Raw genomic sequence first — 19,510 nt, 5'->3', positions numbered from 1 at the left:
TAACCCGCCTGAACGACTATGGCGTGAGCGTGGTTTTTATCTCGCGCCAAACGGGAATAGACCCTGTGGACCCCAGAACCTGTCTGATCGTCGATGACAGCCGCATCATCCGCAAGGTGGCGCGCCGCATCCTGGAGGACCTGTCCTTTGACGTGGCCGAGGCGGCCGACGGCGCCGAGGCGCTGGACTATTGCCAGGCGGTTATGCCCCAGGTGGTGCTGCTGGACTGGCAGATGCCGGTGATGGACGGCCTGGCCTTCCTGCGTCGCCTGCGCGATCTGCCGGGCGGGCGCACGCCCAAGGTTCTGTTCTGTTCGGTCGAGACGCGGGCCGATCGAATCGCCGAAGCCCTGTCCGCAGGGGCCGACGAATATGTTATGAAGCCCTTCGACGGCGAGATCCTTCAGGCCAAGCTCGCCGAAGTGGGAGTGGTGCAGTCGCCGTCATGACGCCGGAGGATTTCGATCGTCTTCAGACCCTGCTGGCGTCCCGCGCCGGCTTCCGGCTGACCCGAGACCGGATGCAGCTGGCGGAGCACCGGCTGGGGCCCGTGGCGCGGCGCGAGGGCTATCACAACGTCGAAGCCATGCTGGCCAGCCTGTGGAGCCGTCCGGTGGCCTCCCTGGGCTGGAGCGTGATCGAGGCCCTGCTGAACGGCGAGACCTGGTTCCGGCGCGACCGTGCGGCCTTTGAGGTGATGGAGCGCGAACTGCTGCCCGCCCTGACGGCGGCGCGGCCGGGCGGGCGGGTGCGTCTCTGGTGCGCCGGCGCCTCGACCGGGCAGGAGGCCTATTCCCTCGCCATCGCCGCGCTCGAGGCCGGCGCCCAGGTCGAGATCGAGGCCACGGACCTGTCGCGTCAGGCGATCGAGAAGGCGCTGTCGGGCCTCTACACCTCGTTCGAGATACAGCGCGGCCTGTCGGCGCGGGCCATGCTGCGCTGGTTCGAGCAGGTCGATGATCAGTGGCGGGCGCGGTCCGAACTGCGCGCCGCCATCGCCTTCAAGCGCGCCAACCTGCTGGACGAGGCGGCCGACGAGGGCCGGTTCGACGTGGTCTTCTGCCGCAATGTCCTGGGTGACATGGCGCCGGAACGTCGCGCGCGGGTGCTGGACGGGCTGGAGCGGCGGATGGTCGACGACGGCTGCCTGTTCCTGGGGCGCGACGAGCGGCCGGACGGCGACAGCGTGGCCTTCCGTCCGGTGGCCGGACGCAAGGGCCTCTATGTGAAGAGCGCGGCCGCCGCACGGCGCGCCGCCTGAGCTGTCAGACCGTCTGAGCCGTCAGGCGACCGACAGCAGGCCCTGGGCGGCGACGGCCTTGACGCCGGGGCCGGGAACCTCGGCGAAGGCCAGGTCAGTCACGCCGAAATACTCCTGCTGGTTCAGGGCGCACCAGTCGGTGGTGACGATGCGGACGGTCTCGCGCCCCTCGATTCCCTCGACCGCGCCATAGACGAAGTCGCCGGTGCGGCGGGCGAAGGGCATGACCCGATCCTGGTTGGCCAGGGCGGTCAGTTCAGCCAGTCGCGAGGCCGGAACCTCGGCGGCCATCAGCTTGCCGTCGAAACGCACCACGGCGTCGAAGGCGTAGCGGCTGACCGGCCCGGCGGACAGACCCGTCCCCAGCGTCGTGTGGCCGATGAAGCCGGCCTGCGCCCCGGCGAAGCGGGCGAAGGCGGCGGCCACGGCGCGGCCGGTGTCGCCCAGCGACAAGGCGGTCGAACTGGTCCCGAGAACGGCGCGCTCCTGTGCGGTCAGATGCCGGTCCAGCGTCGTGCGGATCAGCGCGGCCAGGGTCGGGTCGGCGGCGCCGTCCAGGGCGACGGTGCGCGACTGGGCCCGCACGCTTCCATCGCTGAGATAGTCCGCCGCGGTGTAGGCGTTGCTCCACGATCCGGTGTGGGCGTAGAGGCCGCGCCCCAGCGGCTCCTGGAACAGCAGGTGGTTGTGTCCCCCGATCATCAGGGCGCCGTCGGGCAGGGCGGCCAGCATCCCGCGGTCGCCCGCCACGCCAGCGTGGCTCATCACCAGCGCCAGATCGGCGCCCTCCAGCAGCGACGACAGATGGGCGTTGGCCCATTCGGTCGGATCGGGGATCGACAGCCAGTCGCGGCTGGCCTTGGGATAGGTGTTCAGCGAATTCGTGCCGAAGCCGGCGATGCGCAGACGGCGCTCGCCGAAGGTCAACTCCGTCGCGGCCGGGGCGTAGGGTCGGCCGTTGCGGGCGTCGACGATGTTGCTGAGGACGGTGATCCCCAGGCCCTGCATCCGCTTCACGACCTCATGCAGGTCGGGGATCAGGTCGTTGTCGTGATTGCCCAGGTTGACCACGGTGGGGGCGATGGCGGGCAGGGCGGCCAGGAAGGCCCAGTCGATCGCGCCTTCGGACCGCACCGACACGACGTTGCCATGCTCGAAGATGTCGCCATCGACCGCGATCAGATGCGGAACCGGTCGGCTGCGGACCTCTGCGCGCAGGGCGGCGAGAAGCTGGGCGCTACGCTCATAGGCGGAGTGCAGGTCGGACATGGCTAGGACGCGGCCGATGACGGCGGGCGACTGATCCAGCGCGAGGGCGGCGGTTCCGCCGACCAGGGGCAGGGCGGCGGCGGCGCCGGCAAGAAATCGGCGACGGGACGGGGCGGCGAGGGGCATGGGCGTCTCCTGCGGCAGGTCGCGCGCTTCGCGCATCGGGAGCCCCGGAGGAAGGCGCAGCCGGTCTGCTTTGCACGTCCTGTTGCGGCGCACAATGTCGCGCTACGGCGACGCGTGAATCGAACGGCGGTTTCTTGCGGTCTGTGTCCCTGTCGCGAAAGGTTCATGCACCAGCCCGCATCGGCGCTGGAACCCGCGACGCTACGGGCCTAGGGGCTGCGGCGAATTCACCCACCCAAGATCATCAAGAAGGGGATATCTCGATGACGCGTCTCTCGGTTCTCGCCGCCTCCGCCAGCGGTCTGGCCCTGCTGCTCTCCACGCCGGCCCTGGCGCAATCCGCCGATGTCCAGGCCGATCAGGCCGCCGCCGTCGGCGACATCGTCGTCACCGCCCAGCGCCGCAGCGAAAGCATCCGCGACGTGCCCTTCGCCGTCACGGCGATGAACACCGAGACGCTGAACGCGGTGAACGCCGGCGGCGGCGACATCCTGCAGCTGTCGGGCCGCGTGCCCAGCCTGCAGGTCGAAAGCTCCAACGGCCGCTACGCCCCGCGCTTCTACATCCGCGGCCTGGGCAATGTGGACTTCGACTTCACGGCGTCTCAGCCGGTGTCGATGGTGATGGACGAACTGGTTCTGGAAAGCGTCTATCTGAAGGGCTTCCCTCTGTTCGACGTGAAGCAGTTGGAAGTGCTGCGCGGGCCGCAGGGCACCCTGTTCGGCCGCAACACCCCAGCCGGCGTGATCAAGATCGACACCACCAAGCCGGGCGATGAGTTCACCGGCTTCGGCTCGATCACCTACGGCAACTATGGCTCGACCCGCGCCGAGGCGGCCGTGACCCTGCCGGCGTCGGATACGCTGTCGGTGCGCGTGGCGGCCCTGTGGAACCACCGCGACGACTGGATCAACAACGCCTATGACGCCCCCTTCGCCAAGAAGGACGGCAAGGACCTGGGCAATTTCGATGATGTGGCGGGCCGCATCCACGTCGCCTGGACCCCGACCGACCGCCTGTCGACCCTGCTGACCCTGCAGGCGCGCGACTATGAAGGCACAGGCACGATGAACCGCGCCAACGTCCTGACCAAGGGCTCGAACAAGCTGAACGACAACTTCGATCGCGACACGGTCTGGTATGACGGCGGCCGCAACAACTTCCAGAAGCAGAAGACCACCTCGCAGTCGCTGCAGGTCGCCTATGACTTCGGCCCGGCGACCCTGACCGGCGTGGTCGGCTCCTTCCAGGGCTGGTCCCAGGGCGACGGCGACATCGACGGCGGCGTCTCCGCGGGCGCGCCGACGGGCGCAGGCTACAAGACTCCGTTCCCGGTCGAGTCCGGCACCCTGTCCAGCGATCTGCTGCAGAACACCTATGAGCTGCGCCTGGCCTCGAACGGCGCGGGCCGTCTGGGCTGGCAGGTCGGCGCCTTCTACTGGGACGAGCGCATCAATCTGGTGTCGGGCACGTTCGACGGCGTCGGCGGCCTCATGCCGACCAAGGTCACCGACATCGTGCAGAAGTCGGACTCCTGGTCGATCTTCGGTCAGGCCAACTATCAGGTCACAGACGCTCTGAAACTGACCGGCGGCCTGCGCTATACCGACGACAGCCGCGACTATCATGGTCGCATCGTGGTCGGCACGCCCGCCAATGCGGAAGGCCAGGTCTCGGTCGGCGACGAGCAGGTCAGCTGGGACGTCAGCGCCCTGTATGAGGTCAACGACAGCCTGAACCTGTTCGCCCGCGTGGCCAGCGGCTATCGCGGTCCGTCGATTCAAGGCCGCAACCTGCCGGTTCTGACCACGGCGGATTCGGAAACGGTCATGTCGTATGAGGCCGGCTTCAAGGCTCGCCTGTGGGACGGCCGCGCCCGCCTGAACGCCACCGCCTATCTGTATGACGTCAAGGACATGCAGTTCACGGCTATCGGCGGCATCGACAACTCCAACCGCCTGATCAACGCCGACAAGGGTCAGGGCTACGGTCTGGAGATCGACGGCGACGTCTATCTGGGCGCGGGCTTCACCCTAGCCGGCGGCGTGGCGTGGAACCACACCGAGATCAAGGACAAGGACCTGCTGGTCGCCATCTGCGGCAACCACCTGTGCACCATCACCGATCCGATCGTGAAGGTCGGAACCAGCGACCGCGCCAACATCGACGGCAACCCCTTCCCGCAGGCGCCGGAGTATTCGGCCAACCTGACCCTGTCCTACGTCCGCCCGATCGGCGACGATCAGGAACTGTTCGCCTCGACCGACTGGGTGATGCAGAAGGACTTCAACCTCTTCCTCTATGAGGCGGTCGAGTTCCGTCAGGACACCAACTTCGAAGGCGGTCTGCGCGCAGGCTGGCGCGACCTGAACCGGGGTCTGGAGGCGGCCGTCTATGTCCGCAACATCACGGACGAGGCCAACGTCATCGGCGCCATCGACTTCAACAACCTGACGGCCTTCGTCAACGAGCCGCGCATGTACGGCGTGGAGCTGTCCAAGCGCTTCTAAGCCGATACGGCGGATCGTATCGGGAGGGCGGCGGCGGGGAGACCCGCCGCCGCCCTCTTGCCATTCCGCTCAGGCTTGGTCCTACTGCCGCTCGGATCGGGGAGGATCTCTCATGCGGCGGGCCCTGCTGTTCGGATCGCTGACGCTCGCCTTCTTGCTGGCGGTGTGGACCACCCAGGCGCCGAAGCCGCGCGCGGCGGACGCGCCCGCCGTCGCCTTCTCGGCCGCGCGGGCCATGGGGGACATCAAACAGATCGCCCGCGCGCCTCACCCGGTCGGCTCGCCCGAACATGCACGGGTCCGCGCCTATCTGAACGACCGCCTGACGCAACTGGGACTTCAGGTCAGCGAGCAGGCCGGGCCGCTGTCGCCCGCCGCCGTCAAGCGGCTGGAGCGCGCGGGCGGCGATCCCGGCGCGGCGAACAATCAGGCGATCAATCTGATCGGCGTCCTGCCCGGAAAAGACCGCAGCCAGCCCGCCGTCATGCTGATGGCCCATTACGACACCGTGGTCGGCTCCCCCGGCGCGGCCGACGATTCAGCCGGGGTGGCCGCCATCCTGGAGGCCGTGCGGGCGATCCAGGCGCGCGGCCCGGCCGAGCGTGATCTGGTCGTCCTGCTGACCGATGCGGAGGAACTGGGCCTGGACGGGGCGCGGGTCTTCTTCGGCGGCCATCCCCTGCGCGACCGCATCGGGGCCGTGGTCAATCTCGAGGCGCGCGGCGGCGGCGGCCGCGCCGCCATGTTCGAGACCGGGCGCGAGGCGGGGCCGACGGTCCAGCTGTTCCGCCGTGCGGCGGCGAAAGCCGACGGCGGGACCACCGCCACCTCCATCGCCGCCTTCATGTATGAGCGAATGCCCAACGGCACCGACTTCACCGTGCCCAAGGACCGGGGCGTCGGCGGTCTGAACCTGGCCTTCATCGGCCGCCCGGATCAGTATCACGCCGCCAATGCGACGCCCGCCAATCTGGACCGGGGCGCGGTGCAGCATCTGGGCTCTCAGGCGCTGGAGGCGGCCGACGCCTTGTTGCGCGCGCCGAGCCTGCCGGCCAAGGGCGAGAACCTGGTCTATGCCGACGTCTTCGGCCGCTGGGTGATCGCCCATGCGCAAGGGACGGGCTGGATCCTGCTGGCGCTGGCGGCGGCCCTGGGCGGTTTCGCCGCCTGGCGAGCGCGGCGCGGGGCGGGGCTGAGGGCGGGGCAGGTCGGGCTGGGCGTGCTGGACGGGCTGTGGTTCCTGACCGGGGGCGTCATCCTGTTGCAGGCGACGCGTCTGCTGGCCGGGCCGATGTCCAGCCGCGCCGCCTCGCCGGACGTCTATTACACCCTGCTGCGCCGCCTGCCGTGGATGGAGGCGGGAGCGGCGCTGGCGGCGCTCGCCCTGGCGCTGGTCCTGCTGAGCGGCGTGCGCCGGGCGCGGCCGCGCGTGATCGGCGGGACGTTCGCCTTGCTGACCGCCGTGGTTCTGATCGTCGGCGGATTCAGCCCGGTGATGCTGGCGCTCGGCGTCGTCGCGGTCGGGCTGTCGTTGTGGCCGGGACAGGCCGAGCGTTCTGCCTGGGGCGGCTGGCTGGGCCTGATCGCTCTGGTCTTCGTCTTCGGCTGCGCGTTGCAGGGCGCGGCGCCCGAGGCGGCGCTGCTGTTCGTCTGGCCGGTGCTTCTAGCGGCGACGGCGGCGGTCCTGGCGGCCCTGATCGACCCGGGCTTGACGCGGCCGGTCGGCCTTCTGCCTGGCGCGGTCGCGACCTTGCTGGGCGGGGCCTGGTTGCTGGGGATCGGTCATTTCGTCTTCCTGGGCGTCGGGATGGATCTGCCGGGCGCGTTGGCCCTCGTCGCCCTGCTGGTCCTGCTGTTCGCCCGGCCGCTGGCGCCGGGGGCGGACGCCACGCGTCTGATGCTGCTCGCGGCGGCGGCCTGCCTGATCGCGGGCGTCGGGCTGAACCTGTCGGCTCAGCTGCTGGCGCCGTCGCCCGACGTCGCCGAGGCCCTGCCCTAGGGCGCCGACGCTGGCGTCTGGCCGCGCGACCGTTTATCGCAGCCGATCATGAGCGATCCCGTCCTGGTCACCGGCTCCGCCGGCTTCATCGGCTTTCATACCGCCCGGCGTCTGCTGGAGCGGGGCGAGCGCGTGATCGGTCTGGACAACCTCAACGCCTACTACGATCCGGCGCTGAAGCAGGCGCGCTTGGCTCAGCTTCAGGTTCATCCGAACTACAGCCATCACACGCTGGACCTGGCCGACCGCGCGGGCGTCGCCGCGTTGTTCGCCGAGCACCAGCCCCGCCGCGTGGTCCACCTCGCCGCCCAGGCGGGCGTCCGCTACAGCCTGGAAGCGCCCGAGACCTATGTCGATTCCAACGTCGTCGGCTTCCTCAGCATCCTGGAAGGTTGCCGCGCGGTCGGGGCGGATAATCTGGTCTTCGCCTCGACCAGTTCGGTGTTCGGCGCCAACCGCGCCCTGCCGTTCTCGGTGCGCCAGCCCGCCGACCATCCGCTGACGGTCTACGCCGCGACCAAGCTGGCCAATGAGGCCATGGCTCACTCCTACGCCCACCTGTTCGGCTTTCCGGCGACGGGCCTGCGCTTCTTCACCGTCTATGGACCGTGGGGCCGTCCGGACATGGCCCTGTTCAAATTCACCCGCGCCATCCTGAAGGACGAGCCGATCGACGTTTACGGCGAGGGCCGGATGAGCCGCGACTTCACCTATGTCGACGACATCGTCACCGGCGTGATCGCCGCGCTCGACCGACCGGCCGCCGTCGACCCGACGTGGGATGCGACGGCCCCCAACCCCGCCACCAGCGGCGTCGCCCCCTGGCGTATCCTGAACCTGGGCGCGGGCCGTCCGGTGCCGTTGATGCGCTATATCGAGGTGCTGGAGACCAAGCTGGACCGCAAGGCCAAGCTGAACCTCATGCCCATGCAGGACGGGGACGTGGCCGACACCGAGGCCGACGTCGCCGAGACCCTGGCGGCCCTCGACTACGCCCCCACGACCCCGGTGGAGGAGGGCGTGGCCCGCTTCGTCGACTGGTATTGCAACTTCTATCGTGAGAATTGACGCGCGCGTGAGCGCCGCGCCCAAAGACGGTGGTCTTCAACGATTTCGCGGAGATGCCCTGGTGGAGCCGAGGGGAGTCGAACCCCTGACCTCGTCATTGCGAACGACGCGCTCTACCAACTGAGCTACGGCCCCGACCGACAGGCAGGGGCGGGACATAGAAGCGTCCAGGGGGGCGTGTCAACGGGCCGCGCACGAATCCTTGGCGATCCGCGGCCGGGCCGCTAGAAGCGGCGTGAACGAAGCAGGAGTTTCTCATGGGTTTCGCCCTTGTCTGGCTGGTGAACGCCGTCGTCACCCTGATGATCTGGTGCATCATCGCCTCGGCGATCCTGAGCTGGCTGTTCGCCTTCGACGTGATCAATCCGCGCAACCGCTTCGTGGGCCAGATCGCCTATGTGCTGGACACGGTGACGCGGCCGATCCTGGGGCCGATCCAGCGCGTGGTGCCGCCGTTGGGCGGGATCGACATCACCCCGATCATCGCCCTTCTGGCGCTGCAGTTCCTGAGCGTGCTGTTCAACCGGTCGGTCGCGCCCATGCTGATCATGTCGCTGGGCTGAGGCGAGCGAACCTTCGTTGAAGCAAAGCCACGGCGGCGCGGGATTCGGTCTTCGGCGCCCATTTCCGCCCTTGCGCGGCGCGAGCGGGCTCCTAAGGTGCCGACGATGGGTCCCTGGCGGACCGCCTTTTACGCGTAATTCATGACCACGATCAGGACAGTCGCCGTCATCGGCGCCGGGCAAATGGGTTCGGGCATCGCTCAGGTGGTGGCCGCCGGCGGCTATGAGGTGAAGCTGTACGACATCGCGCCGGACCGGGTGACCCTGGCCCTGGGCGAGATCGCGGCCAGCCTGGCGCGGCGTGCGGCGCGCGGCCTGTCGACCGAGGCGGAGGCCCAGGCGGCCCTGCAGCGCGTCACCGCCGTGAAAACCCTGGCGGAGGCGGCTAGGGCCGATCTGGTCATCGAGGCCGCGTCCGAGGATGAAGCGGTCAAGAAGGGCGTTTTCACCGAACTGACGCCGCTGCTGGGGCCGGATGTTCTGCTGGCGTCCAATACCTCCTCGATCTCCATCACCCGCCTGGCTTCGGTCACGGATCGGCCCGAGCGCTTCATCGGCCTGCACTTCATGAAGCCGGCGCCGACGATGAAGCTGGTCGAACTGGTGCGCGGTATCGCCACCTCGGCCTCGACCTTCGAGACGGCGGTCGCCTTCGCCGAGAGCCTGGGCAAGATCATCACGGAGTCCGAGGATTTCCCCGCCTTCATCGTCAATCGCATCCTGGTGCCGATGATGAACGAGGCGGTCTATGTCCTGTACGAAGGCGTCGGCGACGTGGTCTCGATCGACAAGGCGCTGAAGCTGGGCGCCAACCATCCGATGGGGCCGCTGGAGCTGGCGGACTTCATGGGGCTGGACGTGGCCCTGGCCATCATGAACGTGCTGTATGAAGGCTTGGCCGACAGCAAATACCGGCCCTGTCCGCTGCTGGTGAAATATGTCGAGGCCGGCTGGCTGGGCAAGAAGAGCGGGCGCGGCTTCTACGACTATTCCGGCGAGACGCCGGTTCCGACCCGCTGATGGCCGTCGCCTTTCCCTCTCTTCCGGGCCTGAAGCGCGTGGCGCCGCGGCGCGGCGCGGGCGCCCTGGTTCCGGCCGCCCTGGCGGCGGCGGCCTGGCCTCCGGTGATCCTGACCCTGTTCATCTGGCCGCCCGAGAACTGGTGGTCGGGCGTGGATACGGACTGGCGGCTGGTGATGCTGGCGGTCGGACTGATCGCGGCGCCGGCAGGTCTCTGGCTGCTGCTCGACAGCCACGGCAGGACCGGTCGGCCGTCGACGCGGCTGGGCGTGGTTTGCCGCTTCACCGTGTTCGGCGGCCTGCTGGCGGCGGCGATGCAGACGGTCATGGCCGTGATCATGGCGGGCCTGGCGGGCGCCGCCTCGCAGAGCCTCGTCCAGGGCCTGGGCGCGATCGAGACGGCCCTGCTGATCTATGGCGTCGGCGGCCTGCCGCTGGCGGTCATGATGGGCGTCAGCTACGCCCTGTGGGGCGGCCTGTGCGTGGCCTATCTGGGCTTTGTCCCGGCGCCGACGGTCAAGAACCGCATGGGCGTCCTGGCCGAACGGGACGTTACAGGGATTTAACGTGAAGCGGAGCGGCGGTCCCGCCTAAGCCTCAACCTCTTCACGCAGAATAGGGGGCGAGCATGAGGGATCAGGTCGAGACGGCCCAGCCGAAGCCGGTGGCGGCGGATCAGCGGATCGTGACCCTGGACGTGCTGCGCGGCGCGGCGGTTCTCGGAATCCTGGCGGTCAATGCGGCGGCCTTCGCACTGCCGATGATGGCGATCGAGATGACGAGCGGCCAGTCGCCCTTTCCGGCGGGCCCCAATGCGTCGGGCGTGGCGCAATGGGTCGTGGCCGTCTTCTTCCAGCAGAAGTTCGTCACCCTGTTCTCCATGCTGTTCGGCGTGTCGGTCTTCCTGGTCGGCGGCGAACGGGGCGATGAGGCGAAGGGGCGCGTCCTGCGTCGCCGTCTGCTGTTCCTGGCCCTGTTCGGCCTGATCCACGGCGCGGCCTTCTGGTACGGCGACATTCTGCTGCTCTACGCTTGGTCCGGCCTGTTCATGATGCTGATACGGTCGATGCCCGCCAAGCCGTTGATCTGGATCGGCGTCGGGGCGACGGTCCTTCTGGCGACGCTTCAGGCCGGGCTGATGCTGCTGACGGCGCGCTTCCCCGAGGCCATGAGCAGCGGCGGCGGCTCCTCGGACGGGGCGGTCGCCGCCTCGATCGCCGCCTATCAGAGCGGCTGGGCCGGCGCGGCGCTGGAGAACCTGAAGGCGTGGGCCATCGCCCAGGGCATGAGCCTGCTCATGTATGTGTTCTCGACCGTGCCGTTGATGATGCTGGGCCTGGGTCTGTTCAAGGCGGGCTTCTTCCACGGGCGGGTTCCGACGCGCGTCTACGCGATGCTGATGGCGGGCGGGGCGGCGGTTCTGGCTCTGCTGGGCGTGCTGGAGTGGTTCGAAATTCAGGCCGGTGCCGAGGTCGAGGCGACCGGCGGCTGGGCCATGGCGGTGGGCTCCTATCCGCTGATCATCACCCTGGCCTACGCCTCGGCTCTGATCCTGCTGACGACGCGCGGGGTGGGCTGGCTGCGCAAGGCGCTGGCGCCGGTGGGGCGGATGGCCTTCACCAACTACCTGACCCAGACCCTGATCATGACGACCATCTTCTACATGCCGTGGGGGCCGCGTCTGTTCGGTCAGGTCGACTATCCGATGCAGTGGGCCATCGTCGTCGGCGTCTGGGCGCTGCAGCTGATCTGGTCGCCGCTGTGGCTGTCGAAGTTCACCATGGGGCCGTTCGAGTGGCTGTGGCGGCGTGTGAGCTATGGGCGCGATCTGCCGCTGCGCCGCACGGCCTGAGAGCGTCGGGCGGACTGTGAGTTGCGGCGGCGGAACTGATGGCTTAATCGCCGCCCCATGACCGACGAAGCCTCCAACCGCCCCGAAGCCCGCGCGCCCCGTGGGTTCGCCGACCGTCGCGGCCGCGACCTGACCGCCGAGCGCCGCATCGTCGCGCGCGTGTCCGAGGTCTATGAGCGCTGGGGCTTCGAGGCGCTGGAGACTCCGGCGTTCGAATACGCCGACGCGCTGGGCAAGTTCCTGCCGGACGCGGACCGTCCGAACGAGGGCGTCTTTGCGCTTCAGGACGACGACGATCAATGGATGGCCCTGCGCTACGACCATACGGCGCCTCTGGCCCGCTTCGCCGCCCAGAACTGGGAGACCCTGCCCAAGCCGTTCCGCCGCTACGCCTATGGGCCGGTGTGGCGCAATGAGAAGCCGGGTCCGGGCCGCTTCCGCGAGTTCTGGCAGTGCGACGCCGACACCGTCGGCTCCGACCGGCCAGAGGCCGACGCCGAGATCATCGCCATGGGCTGCGAGGGCCTGCGCGCCGCGGGCCTGGCGGCCGGGCAGGCGGTGATCCGCGTCTCCAACCGCAAGCTGTTCGACGGCCTGTTCGACGCGGGCGGGATCACGGATCCGGTGCAGCGGCTGACGGCCCTGCGCGCAGTGGACAAGTACGACCGTCTGGGCGTCGAGGGCGTGCGCCTGTTGCTGGGCGAAGGGCGTCTGGACGAGTCCGGCGACTACACCAAGGGCGCGAATCTGCCTTCCTCGGTGATCGGGGCCATCGAAGCCTTCCTGGCCTCGGCCGAGACGCCGGGCCTCAGCCGCGCGGGCGTGCTGGACGCCGTGTCCGGCGCCGCCTTGGGCGCCGCGGGTGAAGAGGCGCTGAAGGAACTGGCCGCCATCGACCGCGCCCTGACCGCCATGGGCGTGGCGCAGGACGACGTGCGTTTCGACCCGACCATCGTGCGCGGGCTGGAATACTACACCGGCGCGGTGTTCGAGGCTGAACTGCTGCTCGACACCAAGGACGAGAAGGGCCGAGCCGTGCGCTTCGGCTCGATCGGCGGCGGCGGGCGCTATGACGATCTGGTGTCGCGCTTCACCGGCCAGTCGACCCCGGCGACGGGCTTCTCCTTCGGCGTGTCGCGTCTGGCCTCGGCCCTGCGCGCGGCCGGGCGCGGCGCCGAGGACGAGACGCGCGGGCCGGTGGTGGCCATCGTCTTCTCCGAGGACGACGTGCAGCACTACCTCGACGCCGTGTCCGAACTGCGGGCGGCGGGCATCGCCGCCGAACTCTACCTGGGCAGGGCGGGCATGAAGGCGCAGATGAAATACGCCGACCGTCGCGGGGCCCCGGCCGCCGTCATCTTGGGCGGAGACGAGATCGCCGCCGGTCAGGTGACGATCAAGGATCTGGACGTCGGACGCGCCCGCGCCGCCGCCATCGCCGACAACGACGCCTGGAAGGCCGAACGTCCGGGACAGCAGACCGTGGCGCGCGATCAGCTGGTCGCCGTGGTCCGCTCCATTATCGAATAGGTTTCGATAAAAACCCTGACGAAGACGTGAGTTATCAACGTTCAGTTACGAAAGAACGCTCTTTCGATGGAGGCTTGATTGACTTGACCCCCTCCATGGCGTCATTTGGTCTCACTCAAGAGGCGCAGCGCTCAGCCGCAGCGACATCTTGAAGGCGTTTCGGGGAGGAAACGTCCGCTCCTGAGAGAGCGAGAAGGCCCGCTGCGATGTATCCCCCGCAGCGGGCTTTTTCATGCCCGGAGCACAGGACATGTATCGAAGAATGTTCGAGAGTTGCTGGAGTGTTGACCTAATGCGCCGTCATCCTCGGGCTTGACCCGAGGACCCAGACAACCGCGCTCAAGCTTCCGACCCTTCCGACCGCTGCCTCCTGGATCCTCGGGTCAAGCCCCAGGATGACGGCGGGGAGCTTTAACCGCCATGAAAAAGGGCCGGAGCGGCGACGCTCCGGCCCTCTTCATTCAGCAGGCGCTGCGTCTTACCAGATGCGGACGCGGTCCTCCGGCGCCAGATAGTATTTCGTGCCGGGCTTGACGCCGAAGGCTTCATACCAGGCGTCGACGTTGCGCACCGGGCCGATGACGCGGAACTCGGCCGGGCTGTGCGGATCGGTGGCGATCTGGTTCTTCAGGGCGTCCTCGCGGTATTTGGACTGCCACACCTGCGCCCAGCCGTAGAAGAAGCGCTGGTCGCCGGTCACGCCGTCGATCACCGGGGCGGGCTGGCCCTTCAGCGACAGGTGGTAGGCCTCGAGACCGACCGCCGTGCCGGCCGCGTCGCCAATGTTCTCGCCCATGGTCAGGCCGCCCTGGACGTGGAAGCCGGGCAGGGGCTCGAAGGCGTCGTACTGGGCGCCCAGACGCTTGGTCAGGTCTTCGAAATTGGCCTTGTCCTGATCGGTCCACCAGTTGCGCAGCACGCCGTCGCCGTCGGACTTGGAGCCCTGGTCGTCGAAGCCGTGGCCGATCTCGTGGCCGATCACGCCGCCGATGCCGCCGTAGTTGACGGCCGGGTCCGCGTCCGGATCGAAGAAGGGCGGTTGCAGGATGGCGGCCGGGAAGACGATCTCGTTATTGGCCGAGTTGTAATAGGCGTTCACCGTCTGGGGCGTCATGCCCCACTCGTCCTTGTCGACCGGCTGGTCCAGCCGCGACAGGCGGTAGTTCCACTGGAACTGGCCCATGCGCTGGCTGTTGCCGAACAGGTCGTCGGCCTTGATCTCGAGCGCCGTATAGTCGCGCCACTTGTTCGGATAGCCGATCTTGACGGTGAATTTGCGCAGCTTCTCCTGGGCCGCCGCCTTCGTCTCCGTGCCCATCCAGGTCAGGTTGTCGATGCGGTGCGACAGGGCGGTGCGCAGGTTGGCGACCAGTTCTTCCATCTTGGCCTTGGATTCGGCCGGGAAGTATTCGGCGACATACAGACGGCCCGCGGCCTCGCCCAAGGCGCCCTCGGCGAAGCTGATGGCGCGCTTCTCGCGGCTGCGCTGCTCGGGCTGGCCGGCCAGGTCGCGCGAATGGAACTCCCATTGGGCGTCCGAGAAGCGCTGCGACAGCATGGGGGCGGCGTCGTCCGTGGTGTGGAAGGCCTGCCAGGCCTGCAGGGTCGCCACCGGCGTCTCACCGAAGATGGCGGCCATCTTCGGCATGGCCGTGTTCTGACGCACGATCACACGGTCGACCGCGCCCAGGCCGGCGGCGTTGAAATAGCCGGCCCAGTCGAAGCCGGGCGCTTCGGCGGCCAGGGTCTGGATCGAATAGGGGTTGTAGGTCTTGTCGCGGTTGCGGTTCTCGATCGGGGTCCAGTGGGCCTCGGCGATCCGATCTTCCAGGGCGACGATGGCGGCCGCCGAACCGGCCGGGTCGGCCCAGCCGATGTTGGTCAACATCCGCTCGATATAGGCCTGATACTTCTCCTTCTTGTCGGCGAAGCGGGCGTCCAGATAATAGTCGCGGTTGGGCATCCCCAGGCCCGACTGACCGGTCGAGACGGCGTAGCGGGTCGGGTTCTTCTGGTCGATGGTGATGCCGGTGCCGAAGAAGGAGCCGCCCGCGCGTCCCTGGGTCTGGCCCATGTAGGCGGCGATTTTCTCATGAGTGTCGGCGGCGCGGATGGCGGCCAGATAGGGCGCCAGCGGCTGGGCGTCCAACTGGTCGACGCGGGCCTGGTCCATGTAGGCGCGATAGGCGTCGGCGATCTTCTGCTCGTCCGAACCGGCGGCCAGGTCGGTGCGCGCGGCCAGATCCGTCACCAGCCTCTTCATGCGGTTGTCGGACAGTTCGCGCAGCAGGGCGAAGGAGCCGTAGGAGGTGCGGTCAGACGGGATGGTCAGTTGGTCGATGGCCGCGCCGTTGGCGTAGCGAAAGAAGCTGTCGCCCGGATCGACCGAGGTGTCGCGGCCCGCCAGGTCGAAGCCCCAGGTTCCGTATTTCGGTGCGTCGGTGCCCTGCCAGCCCGAAGCGCCGCCCTCGGCGGCCGGAGTCTGGAACAGTTCGAAGACGGTGCAGGCGTCGTCGATGCAGGCATGGTCGTGGCCGTCATGGGCCAGGGCGGCGGCGGGCGCCAGAAGGGCCGCGGCGGCGACCCCAGCGAACAGTTTCTTCATTGTCGTTTCCTCATCTCGGCCCAAGGGCAGGGCGGCCCGAAGCGTAGAAGCTTCGGGCGATCCGGCAGTCTTAAAAAATTTTATCGCGAAGGGCGAGGGCGGGATTCGCATCTGCGGGGTTCGGCGCCGGCGCCCGATGTCTTCGCCATACATGAGCCGTGCAATAAAGCAGGACTAATGGCAAAGCTTTGATTCCACGTCTGTCGTTCAACGGCCCCTATCCGTAGAACTGCGTAGCCCTGTTGAACTCACAACCGGCCTGCGGCAAAGTTTTATGCCGCTTGTGACCCATTTTGGTCATTGTTCGGTGATGAAAGTTCACCACTTCCTCCCAGGAGCGTCGTCAGTCTCGTTCCAGGTTCGCGTCGGACGACAGCGAGCCGCGATGAGGCGAACGCCGCCTATAGATGAGTTTAGAGCCGTCGCCGATGCGTGAGTCTTCCCAGTCCGCCCCTGCAGTCGCCGAAGTCGAAGCCCAGCCTCGACTGAACCGCCGCCAGGCCGCCAAGGTGCGCACGCGTCAGAAGGTGCTGGACGCCGCCCGCACCCTCTTCGCCGAGCGCGGCTATGACGCCGCCACCATCCGCGATATCGCCAAGGGGGCGGGCATGTCGACCGGCGCCGTCTTCGCCAACTTCCAGGACAAGGCCGAGCTGTTCGAAGCCGTCTTCTCCGAGGAGATGGAAGGCCTGCTGGCCGACATCCGCACCGCTGCGGCCGCCGAAGGCCGCGTGCTGGATCGCCTGTCGAACGGATTGACCGCCGGCTATCACCGCTCGCTGGACCACCTGCCGCTGATGCAGGCCATGGTCGCCCGCTCCTGGTTCCAGCCGGAAGACGCCGATCTGCGTTCGCGCGCCTTCGTCCGTCCGCTGGTCGAGGCCGTGGCTGAATTGCTGCAGGCCGGCGTGCGCGAGGGCGAACTGCGCCAGGACGTGGACCTGCCGCTTCTGGCGCGTCTGATCTGGGACGTCTTCATCTCCAACTTCCGCTTCGCCGCCTATGACAACTGGGGCATCGAAGAGCTGACGCCGCATATCCGCAAGCAGCTCGAGCTGATCCTGTCCAGCCAGTTGGCGCGTCAGTAACTTCAGTCGGGATCGATTTGGGGCCGCACGCCGAACAGGCGCGCGGCCCTTTTTCTCGCCCATTCTCAGAAGCCGATGGAACGCCGCTCTTCTTCGGGTGTTGCAGTCCAAGGCCAAGCTGAAGATGGGAGGGCGCCATGTCGTCCATTGAGCGCGGACGTGGATTCGGCAGCGTCCTTGTCAGGCTTCTGGGGATCGTCATCGCCCTGATCGGGCTGACGCTGACCATAGGCGGGGGCCAGCTGATCATGCTGGGCGGATCCGCCTATTATCTGATCGTCGGCCTGTTGATGATCGTGTCCGGGGGGCTTCTGGCCCTGCTGCGGCCGTTGGGCGCCTGGCTCTATATCGCCATCTTCATCGGCACCGTCGTTTGGGCTCTGTGGGAGGTCGGACTGAACGGCTGGGCCCTGGTCCCGCGCGTGGTGGCGCCGCTGGTGCTGCTGATCGCCGTGGTCCTCAGCTTGCCGGCGCTGAAGCGCGACGGGGGCGGAGGCAAGCTGGTCTGGGGCGGGCTCGCGGCGATCGCCGTCTTCTGCCTCGTTTCCGGCGTGGTCGTGGCCCAGGCCAACAAGGCCAGGGTGATGAGCCCGGTTCCGTCCGCCGGAAACGGCGCCGTGGGCGACCCGGCGGTGCTGAAGGTCGGCGCCGACTGGCCCGCCTGGGGCGGCTCTGACAGCGCCCAGCGCTATTCCCCGCTGAGCCAGATCAACAAGGACAATGTGAAGGGACTGCAGCGCGCCTGGACCTTCCGCACCGGCGACCTGCCGGATGAGCGCTGGGGCGCCGAGACGACCCCGCTCAAGGTCGGTGACACCCTCTACCTGTGCTCGGCCCGCAATCGTCTGTTCGCGGTCGATGCGGCCACGGGCCAGCAGAAGTGGACCTATGATCCCAAGGTCGCCGACGACCAGATCCCCTATACCGCCGCCTGCCGGGGCGTGACCTACTACGCCGTCCCTAACGTTGATGCGGCTCAGCCCTGCGCCACGCGGATCATCGAGGGCACGCTGGACGGACGGCTGGTGGCCGTGGACGCCCGCACGGGGGCGCCCTGCGCCGGGTTCGGTGCGAATGGCGAAGTCAGCATCAAGCATGGGATGGGCGACCCCTATCCCGGCATGGTGTCGATCACCTCGGCGCCGGTCATCGTGCGCGGGGTGGTGGTCACCGGCCATCAGGTTCTGGACGGCCAGAAGCGGTGGAACGCCTCGGGCGTGATCCAGGGCTTCGACGCGGTGACGGGCGAGCTGCGCTTCGCCTGGGACATGATGCGTCCGGACATCACGACCCTGCCGCCCGAAGGCGAGACCTATACGCCGGGCACGCCGAACATGTGGACCACGGCCACGGCGGATGAGGCGCTGGGCCTGGTCTTCCTGCCGATGGGCAACTCCTCGGCCGACTATTATTCCGGCCTGCGCCGCCCGGCCGAGAATGAATACGCAACCTCCCTGGTCGCGCTGGACGTGACCACGGGCAAGCCGCGCTGGCATTTCCAGACGGTGAGGAAGGATGTGTGGGACTATGACCTGGGCTCGCAGGCGACCCTGGTCGACATGCCGATCAACGGGACCCTGGTTCCGGCGGTGATCCTGCCGTCCAAGCAGGGCGACCTCTATATCCTGGATCGCCGCACCGGCCAGCCCCTGCACAAGGTCGAGGAGCGCCGCGTGCCCCAGGGCGGCGTCGAGCCCTCGCAGCGCAGCCCGACCCAGCCCTTCTCCCTGTTCCACACGCTGAGGAAGGCCGACCTGACCGAACGGGACATGTGGGGCATGTCGCCGATCGACCAGATGGTCTGCCGCATCCAGTTCCATCAGGCGGCCTATGACGGCTACTTCACCCCGCCGACGGCGGACCGCTACTGGATCCAGTATCCGGGCTACAACGGCGGCTCGGACTGGGGCGGGGTTGCGGTCGACCCGGCGCGCGGCGTGATTGTCGCCAACTACAACGACATGCCCAACCACAATCGCCTGGTGCCCCGCGCGGAAGCGGACCGCCTGGGCTGGTTCCCGCGCGACGATCCTCGCTACATCGAGCGCGAGAAGGAGGCGGCCAACCGCGGCGGCAACCTGTCGAAGTCCAAGGCCGAGGGCGCGGGCGACCCGCAGATGGGCGTGCCCTACGCCATCGACGTCAATGCGGGCTGGCGGGTCAAGTTCACCGGCCTGCTGTGCAAACAGCCGCCCTATGGCGGGATGCGCGCCATCGATCTGAAGAGCGGCCGCACCCTGTGGGACCGCCCGTTCGGCACGGCGAGGAAGAACGGACCGTTCGGCATTCCCTCCATGCTGCCGCTGGAGATCGGCACGCCGAACAACGGCGGCTCGGCGGTGACGGCGGGCGGACTGATCTTCATCGCCGCCGCGACGGACGACCTGATCCGCGCCATCGATATCGAGACGGGCAAGACGGTGTGGTCGGACGTGCTTCCGGCGGGCGGTCAGGCCAATCCGATGATCTATGAGCAGAACGGCCGCCAGTATCTGGTCATCATGGCCGGCGGGCATCACTTCATGGAGACGCCGCGCGGGGACTATGTGATCGCCTATGCGCTCCCTGAAAGGGGCGCATAAGCACTCTTTCTCTGGGGCCTATCGCCCTTCGGGCTGC

Annotated in this window: 14 protein-coding genes and 1 tRNA gene; 12 read left to right on the top strand and 3 right to left on the bottom strand. The window is 68.1% G+C overall.

Features of this window, described 5'->3' with window-relative positions:
• The first annotated feature begins 65 nt into the window (after positions 1-65).
• Together ACWIDZ_RS05980 and ACWIDZ_RS05975 are read left to right on the top strand one after the other, a co-directional pair.
• Complete coding sequence (locus ACWIDZ_RS05980) at positions 66-449, top strand: response regulator (RefSeq protein WP_453988274.1); 384 nt, start codon at positions 66-68, stop codon at positions 447-449.
• Complete coding sequence (locus ACWIDZ_RS05975) at positions 446-1,261, top strand: CheR family methyltransferase (protein ID WP_312220265.1); 816 nt, start codon at positions 446-448, stop codon at positions 1,259-1,261. Before ACWIDZ_RS05980 ends, ACWIDZ_RS05975 begins: the two co-directional genes overlap by 4 nt.
• 21 nt (positions 1,262-1,282) lie before the next feature.
• Here the strand turns inward: ACWIDZ_RS05975 and ACWIDZ_RS05970 are convergent, their stop codons facing one another.
• Positions 1,283-2,656: a metallophosphoesterase gene (locus tag ACWIDZ_RS05970; RefSeq protein WP_453988275.1), complete on the bottom strand. Its 1,374-nt coding sequence runs from the start codon at positions 2,654-2,656 to the stop codon at positions 1,283-1,285.
• Positions 2,657-2,919: 263 nt separating this feature from the next.
• On the opposite strand from ACWIDZ_RS05970, the gene ACWIDZ_RS05965 reads away from it, so the two are divergent.
• From ACWIDZ_RS05965 to ACWIDZ_RS05955, 3 genes are all read left to right on the top strand, one after another.
• Complete coding sequence (locus ACWIDZ_RS05965) at positions 2,920-5,166, top strand: TonB-dependent receptor (RefSeq protein ID WP_453988276.1); 2,247 nt, start codon at positions 2,920-2,922, stop codon at positions 5,164-5,166.
• Between the two features lie 112 nt (positions 5,167-5,278).
• The gene (locus tag ACWIDZ_RS05960; RefSeq protein ID WP_453990279.1) at positions 5,279-7,165 is read left to right on the top strand and encodes a M20/M25/M40 family metallo-hydrolase; all 1,887 of its coding nucleotides are present in this window, start codon (positions 5,279-5,281) and stop codon (positions 7,163-7,165) included.
• A 48-nt stretch (positions 7,166-7,213) separates the two neighbouring features.
• Entirely contained in the window at positions 7,214-8,233 is a 1,020-nt protein-coding gene (locus ACWIDZ_RS05955; RefSeq protein ID WP_453990281.1) for an NAD-dependent epimerase, read from the top strand.
• 59 nt (positions 8,234-8,292) lie between these two features.
• Here ACWIDZ_RS05955 and ACWIDZ_RS05950 read toward each other — a convergent pair.
• Positions 8,293-8,368, bottom strand: a tRNA-Ala gene (locus tag ACWIDZ_RS05950).
• 122 nt (positions 8,369-8,490) lie between these two features.
• On the opposite strand from ACWIDZ_RS05950, the gene ACWIDZ_RS05945 reads away from it, so the two are divergent.
• From ACWIDZ_RS05945 to hisS, 5 genes are all read left to right on the top strand, one after another.
• A complete protein-coding gene (locus ACWIDZ_RS05945) occupies positions 8,491-8,796 on the top strand; it encodes a YggT family protein (RefSeq protein WP_291779989.1) in 306 nt (101 codons plus the stop codon).
• A 141-nt stretch (positions 8,797-8,937) separates the two neighbouring features.
• Positions 8,938-9,816 carry a 3-hydroxybutyryl-CoA dehydrogenase gene (locus ACWIDZ_RS05940; RefSeq protein WP_312220999.1) on the top strand — a complete coding sequence of 293 codons (879 nt, stop codon included), beginning with the start codon at positions 8,938-8,940 and terminating at the stop codon, positions 9,814-9,816.
• Positions 9,816-10,382: a hypothetical protein gene (locus tag ACWIDZ_RS05935; RefSeq protein ID WP_291779985.1), complete on the top strand. Its 567-nt coding sequence runs from the start codon at positions 9,816-9,818 to the stop codon at positions 10,380-10,382. Before ACWIDZ_RS05940 ends, ACWIDZ_RS05935 begins: the two co-directional genes overlap by 1 nt.
• 62 nt (positions 10,383-10,444) lie before the next feature.
• A complete protein-coding gene (locus ACWIDZ_RS05930) occupies positions 10,445-11,668 on the top strand; it encodes a DUF418 domain-containing protein (protein ID WP_453990284.1) in 1,224 nt (407 codons plus the stop codon).
• 57 nt (positions 11,669-11,725) lie between these two features.
• Positions 11,726-13,198 carry a histidine--tRNA ligase gene (gene hisS, locus ACWIDZ_RS05925; protein ID WP_453990286.1) on the top strand — a complete coding sequence of 491 codons (1,473 nt, stop codon included), beginning with the start codon at positions 11,726-11,728 and terminating at the stop codon, positions 13,196-13,198.
• 478 nt (positions 13,199-13,676) lie between these two features.
• Here the strand turns inward: hisS and ACWIDZ_RS05920 are convergent, their stop codons facing one another.
• Positions 13,677-15,803, bottom strand: a complete 2,127-nt coding sequence (locus ACWIDZ_RS05920; RefSeq protein WP_453990288.1) for a M13 family metallopeptidase — start codon at positions 15,801-15,803, stop codon at positions 13,677-13,679.
• Between the two features lie 428 nt (positions 15,804-16,231).
• Here ACWIDZ_RS05920 and ACWIDZ_RS05915 point away from each other — a divergent pair, with 428 nt between their 5' ends.
• A complete protein-coding gene (locus ACWIDZ_RS05915; protein ID WP_453990290.1) occupies positions 16,232-16,891 on the top strand; it encodes a TetR family transcriptional regulator in 660 nt (219 codons plus the stop codon).
• A gap of 137 nt (positions 16,892-17,028) precedes the next feature.
• On the top strand, positions 17,029-19,473 hold the full coding sequence (locus ACWIDZ_RS05910; protein WP_453990291.1) for a membrane-bound PQQ-dependent dehydrogenase, glucose/quinate/shikimate family: 2,445 nt from the start codon (positions 17,029-17,031) through the stop codon (positions 19,471-19,473).
• Positions 19,474-19,510: the final 37 nt, after the last annotated feature.

The organism is Brevundimonas sp. NPDC055311 (assembly GCF_053645695.1).
Note: the sequence above shows the minus strand (reverse complement) of the source record. Positions and strands in the feature narration are given on the sequence as shown.

What these genes read in the sequence shown, in the direction of transcription:
- ACWIDZ_RS05975 (WP_312220265.1), top strand. Translation starts at nt 446, where the DNA reads ATGACGCCGGAGGATTTCGATCGTCTTCAGACCCTGCTGGCGTCCCGC.
- ACWIDZ_RS05970 (WP_453988275.1), bottom strand. Translation starts at nt 2,656, where the DNA reads ATGCCCCTCGCCGCCCCGTCCCGTCGCCGATTTCTTGCCGGCGCCGCC.
- ACWIDZ_RS05965 (WP_453988276.1), top strand. Translation starts at nt 2,920, where the DNA reads ATGACGCGTCTCTCGGTTCTCGCCGCCTCCGCCAGCGGTCTGGCCCTG.
- ACWIDZ_RS05960 (WP_453990279.1), top strand. Translation starts at nt 5,279, where the DNA reads ATGCGGCGGGCCCTGCTGTTCGGATCGCTGACGCTCGCCTTCTTGCTG.
- ACWIDZ_RS05955 (WP_453990281.1), top strand. Translation starts at nt 7,214, where the DNA reads ATGAGCGATCCCGTCCTGGTCACCGGCTCCGCCGGCTTCATCGGCTTT.
- ACWIDZ_RS05945 (WP_291779989.1), top strand. Translation starts at nt 8,491, where the DNA reads ATGGGTTTCGCCCTTGTCTGGCTGGTGAACGCCGTCGTCACCCTGATG.
- ACWIDZ_RS05940 (WP_312220999.1), top strand. Translation starts at nt 8,938, where the DNA reads ATGACCACGATCAGGACAGTCGCCGTCATCGGCGCCGGGCAAATGGGT.
- ACWIDZ_RS05935 (WP_291779985.1), top strand. Translation starts at nt 9,816, where the DNA reads ATGGCCGTCGCCTTTCCCTCTCTTCCGGGCCTGAAGCGCGTGGCGCCG.
- ACWIDZ_RS05930 (WP_453990284.1), top strand. Translation starts at nt 10,445, where the DNA reads ATGAGGGATCAGGTCGAGACGGCCCAGCCGAAGCCGGTGGCGGCGGAT.
- hisS (WP_453990286.1), top strand. Translation starts at nt 11,726, where the DNA reads ATGACCGACGAAGCCTCCAACCGCCCCGAAGCCCGCGCGCCCCGTGGG.
- ACWIDZ_RS05920 (WP_453990288.1), bottom strand. Translation starts at nt 15,803, where the DNA reads ATGAAGAAACTGTTCGCTGGGGTCGCCGCCGCGGCCCTTCTGGCGCCC.
- ACWIDZ_RS05915 (WP_453990290.1), top strand. Translation starts at nt 16,232, where the DNA reads ATGCGTGAGTCTTCCCAGTCCGCCCCTGCAGTCGCCGAAGTCGAAGCC.
- ACWIDZ_RS05910 (WP_453990291.1), top strand. Translation starts at nt 17,029, where the DNA reads ATGTCGTCCATTGAGCGCGGACGTGGATTCGGCAGCGTCCTTGTCAGG.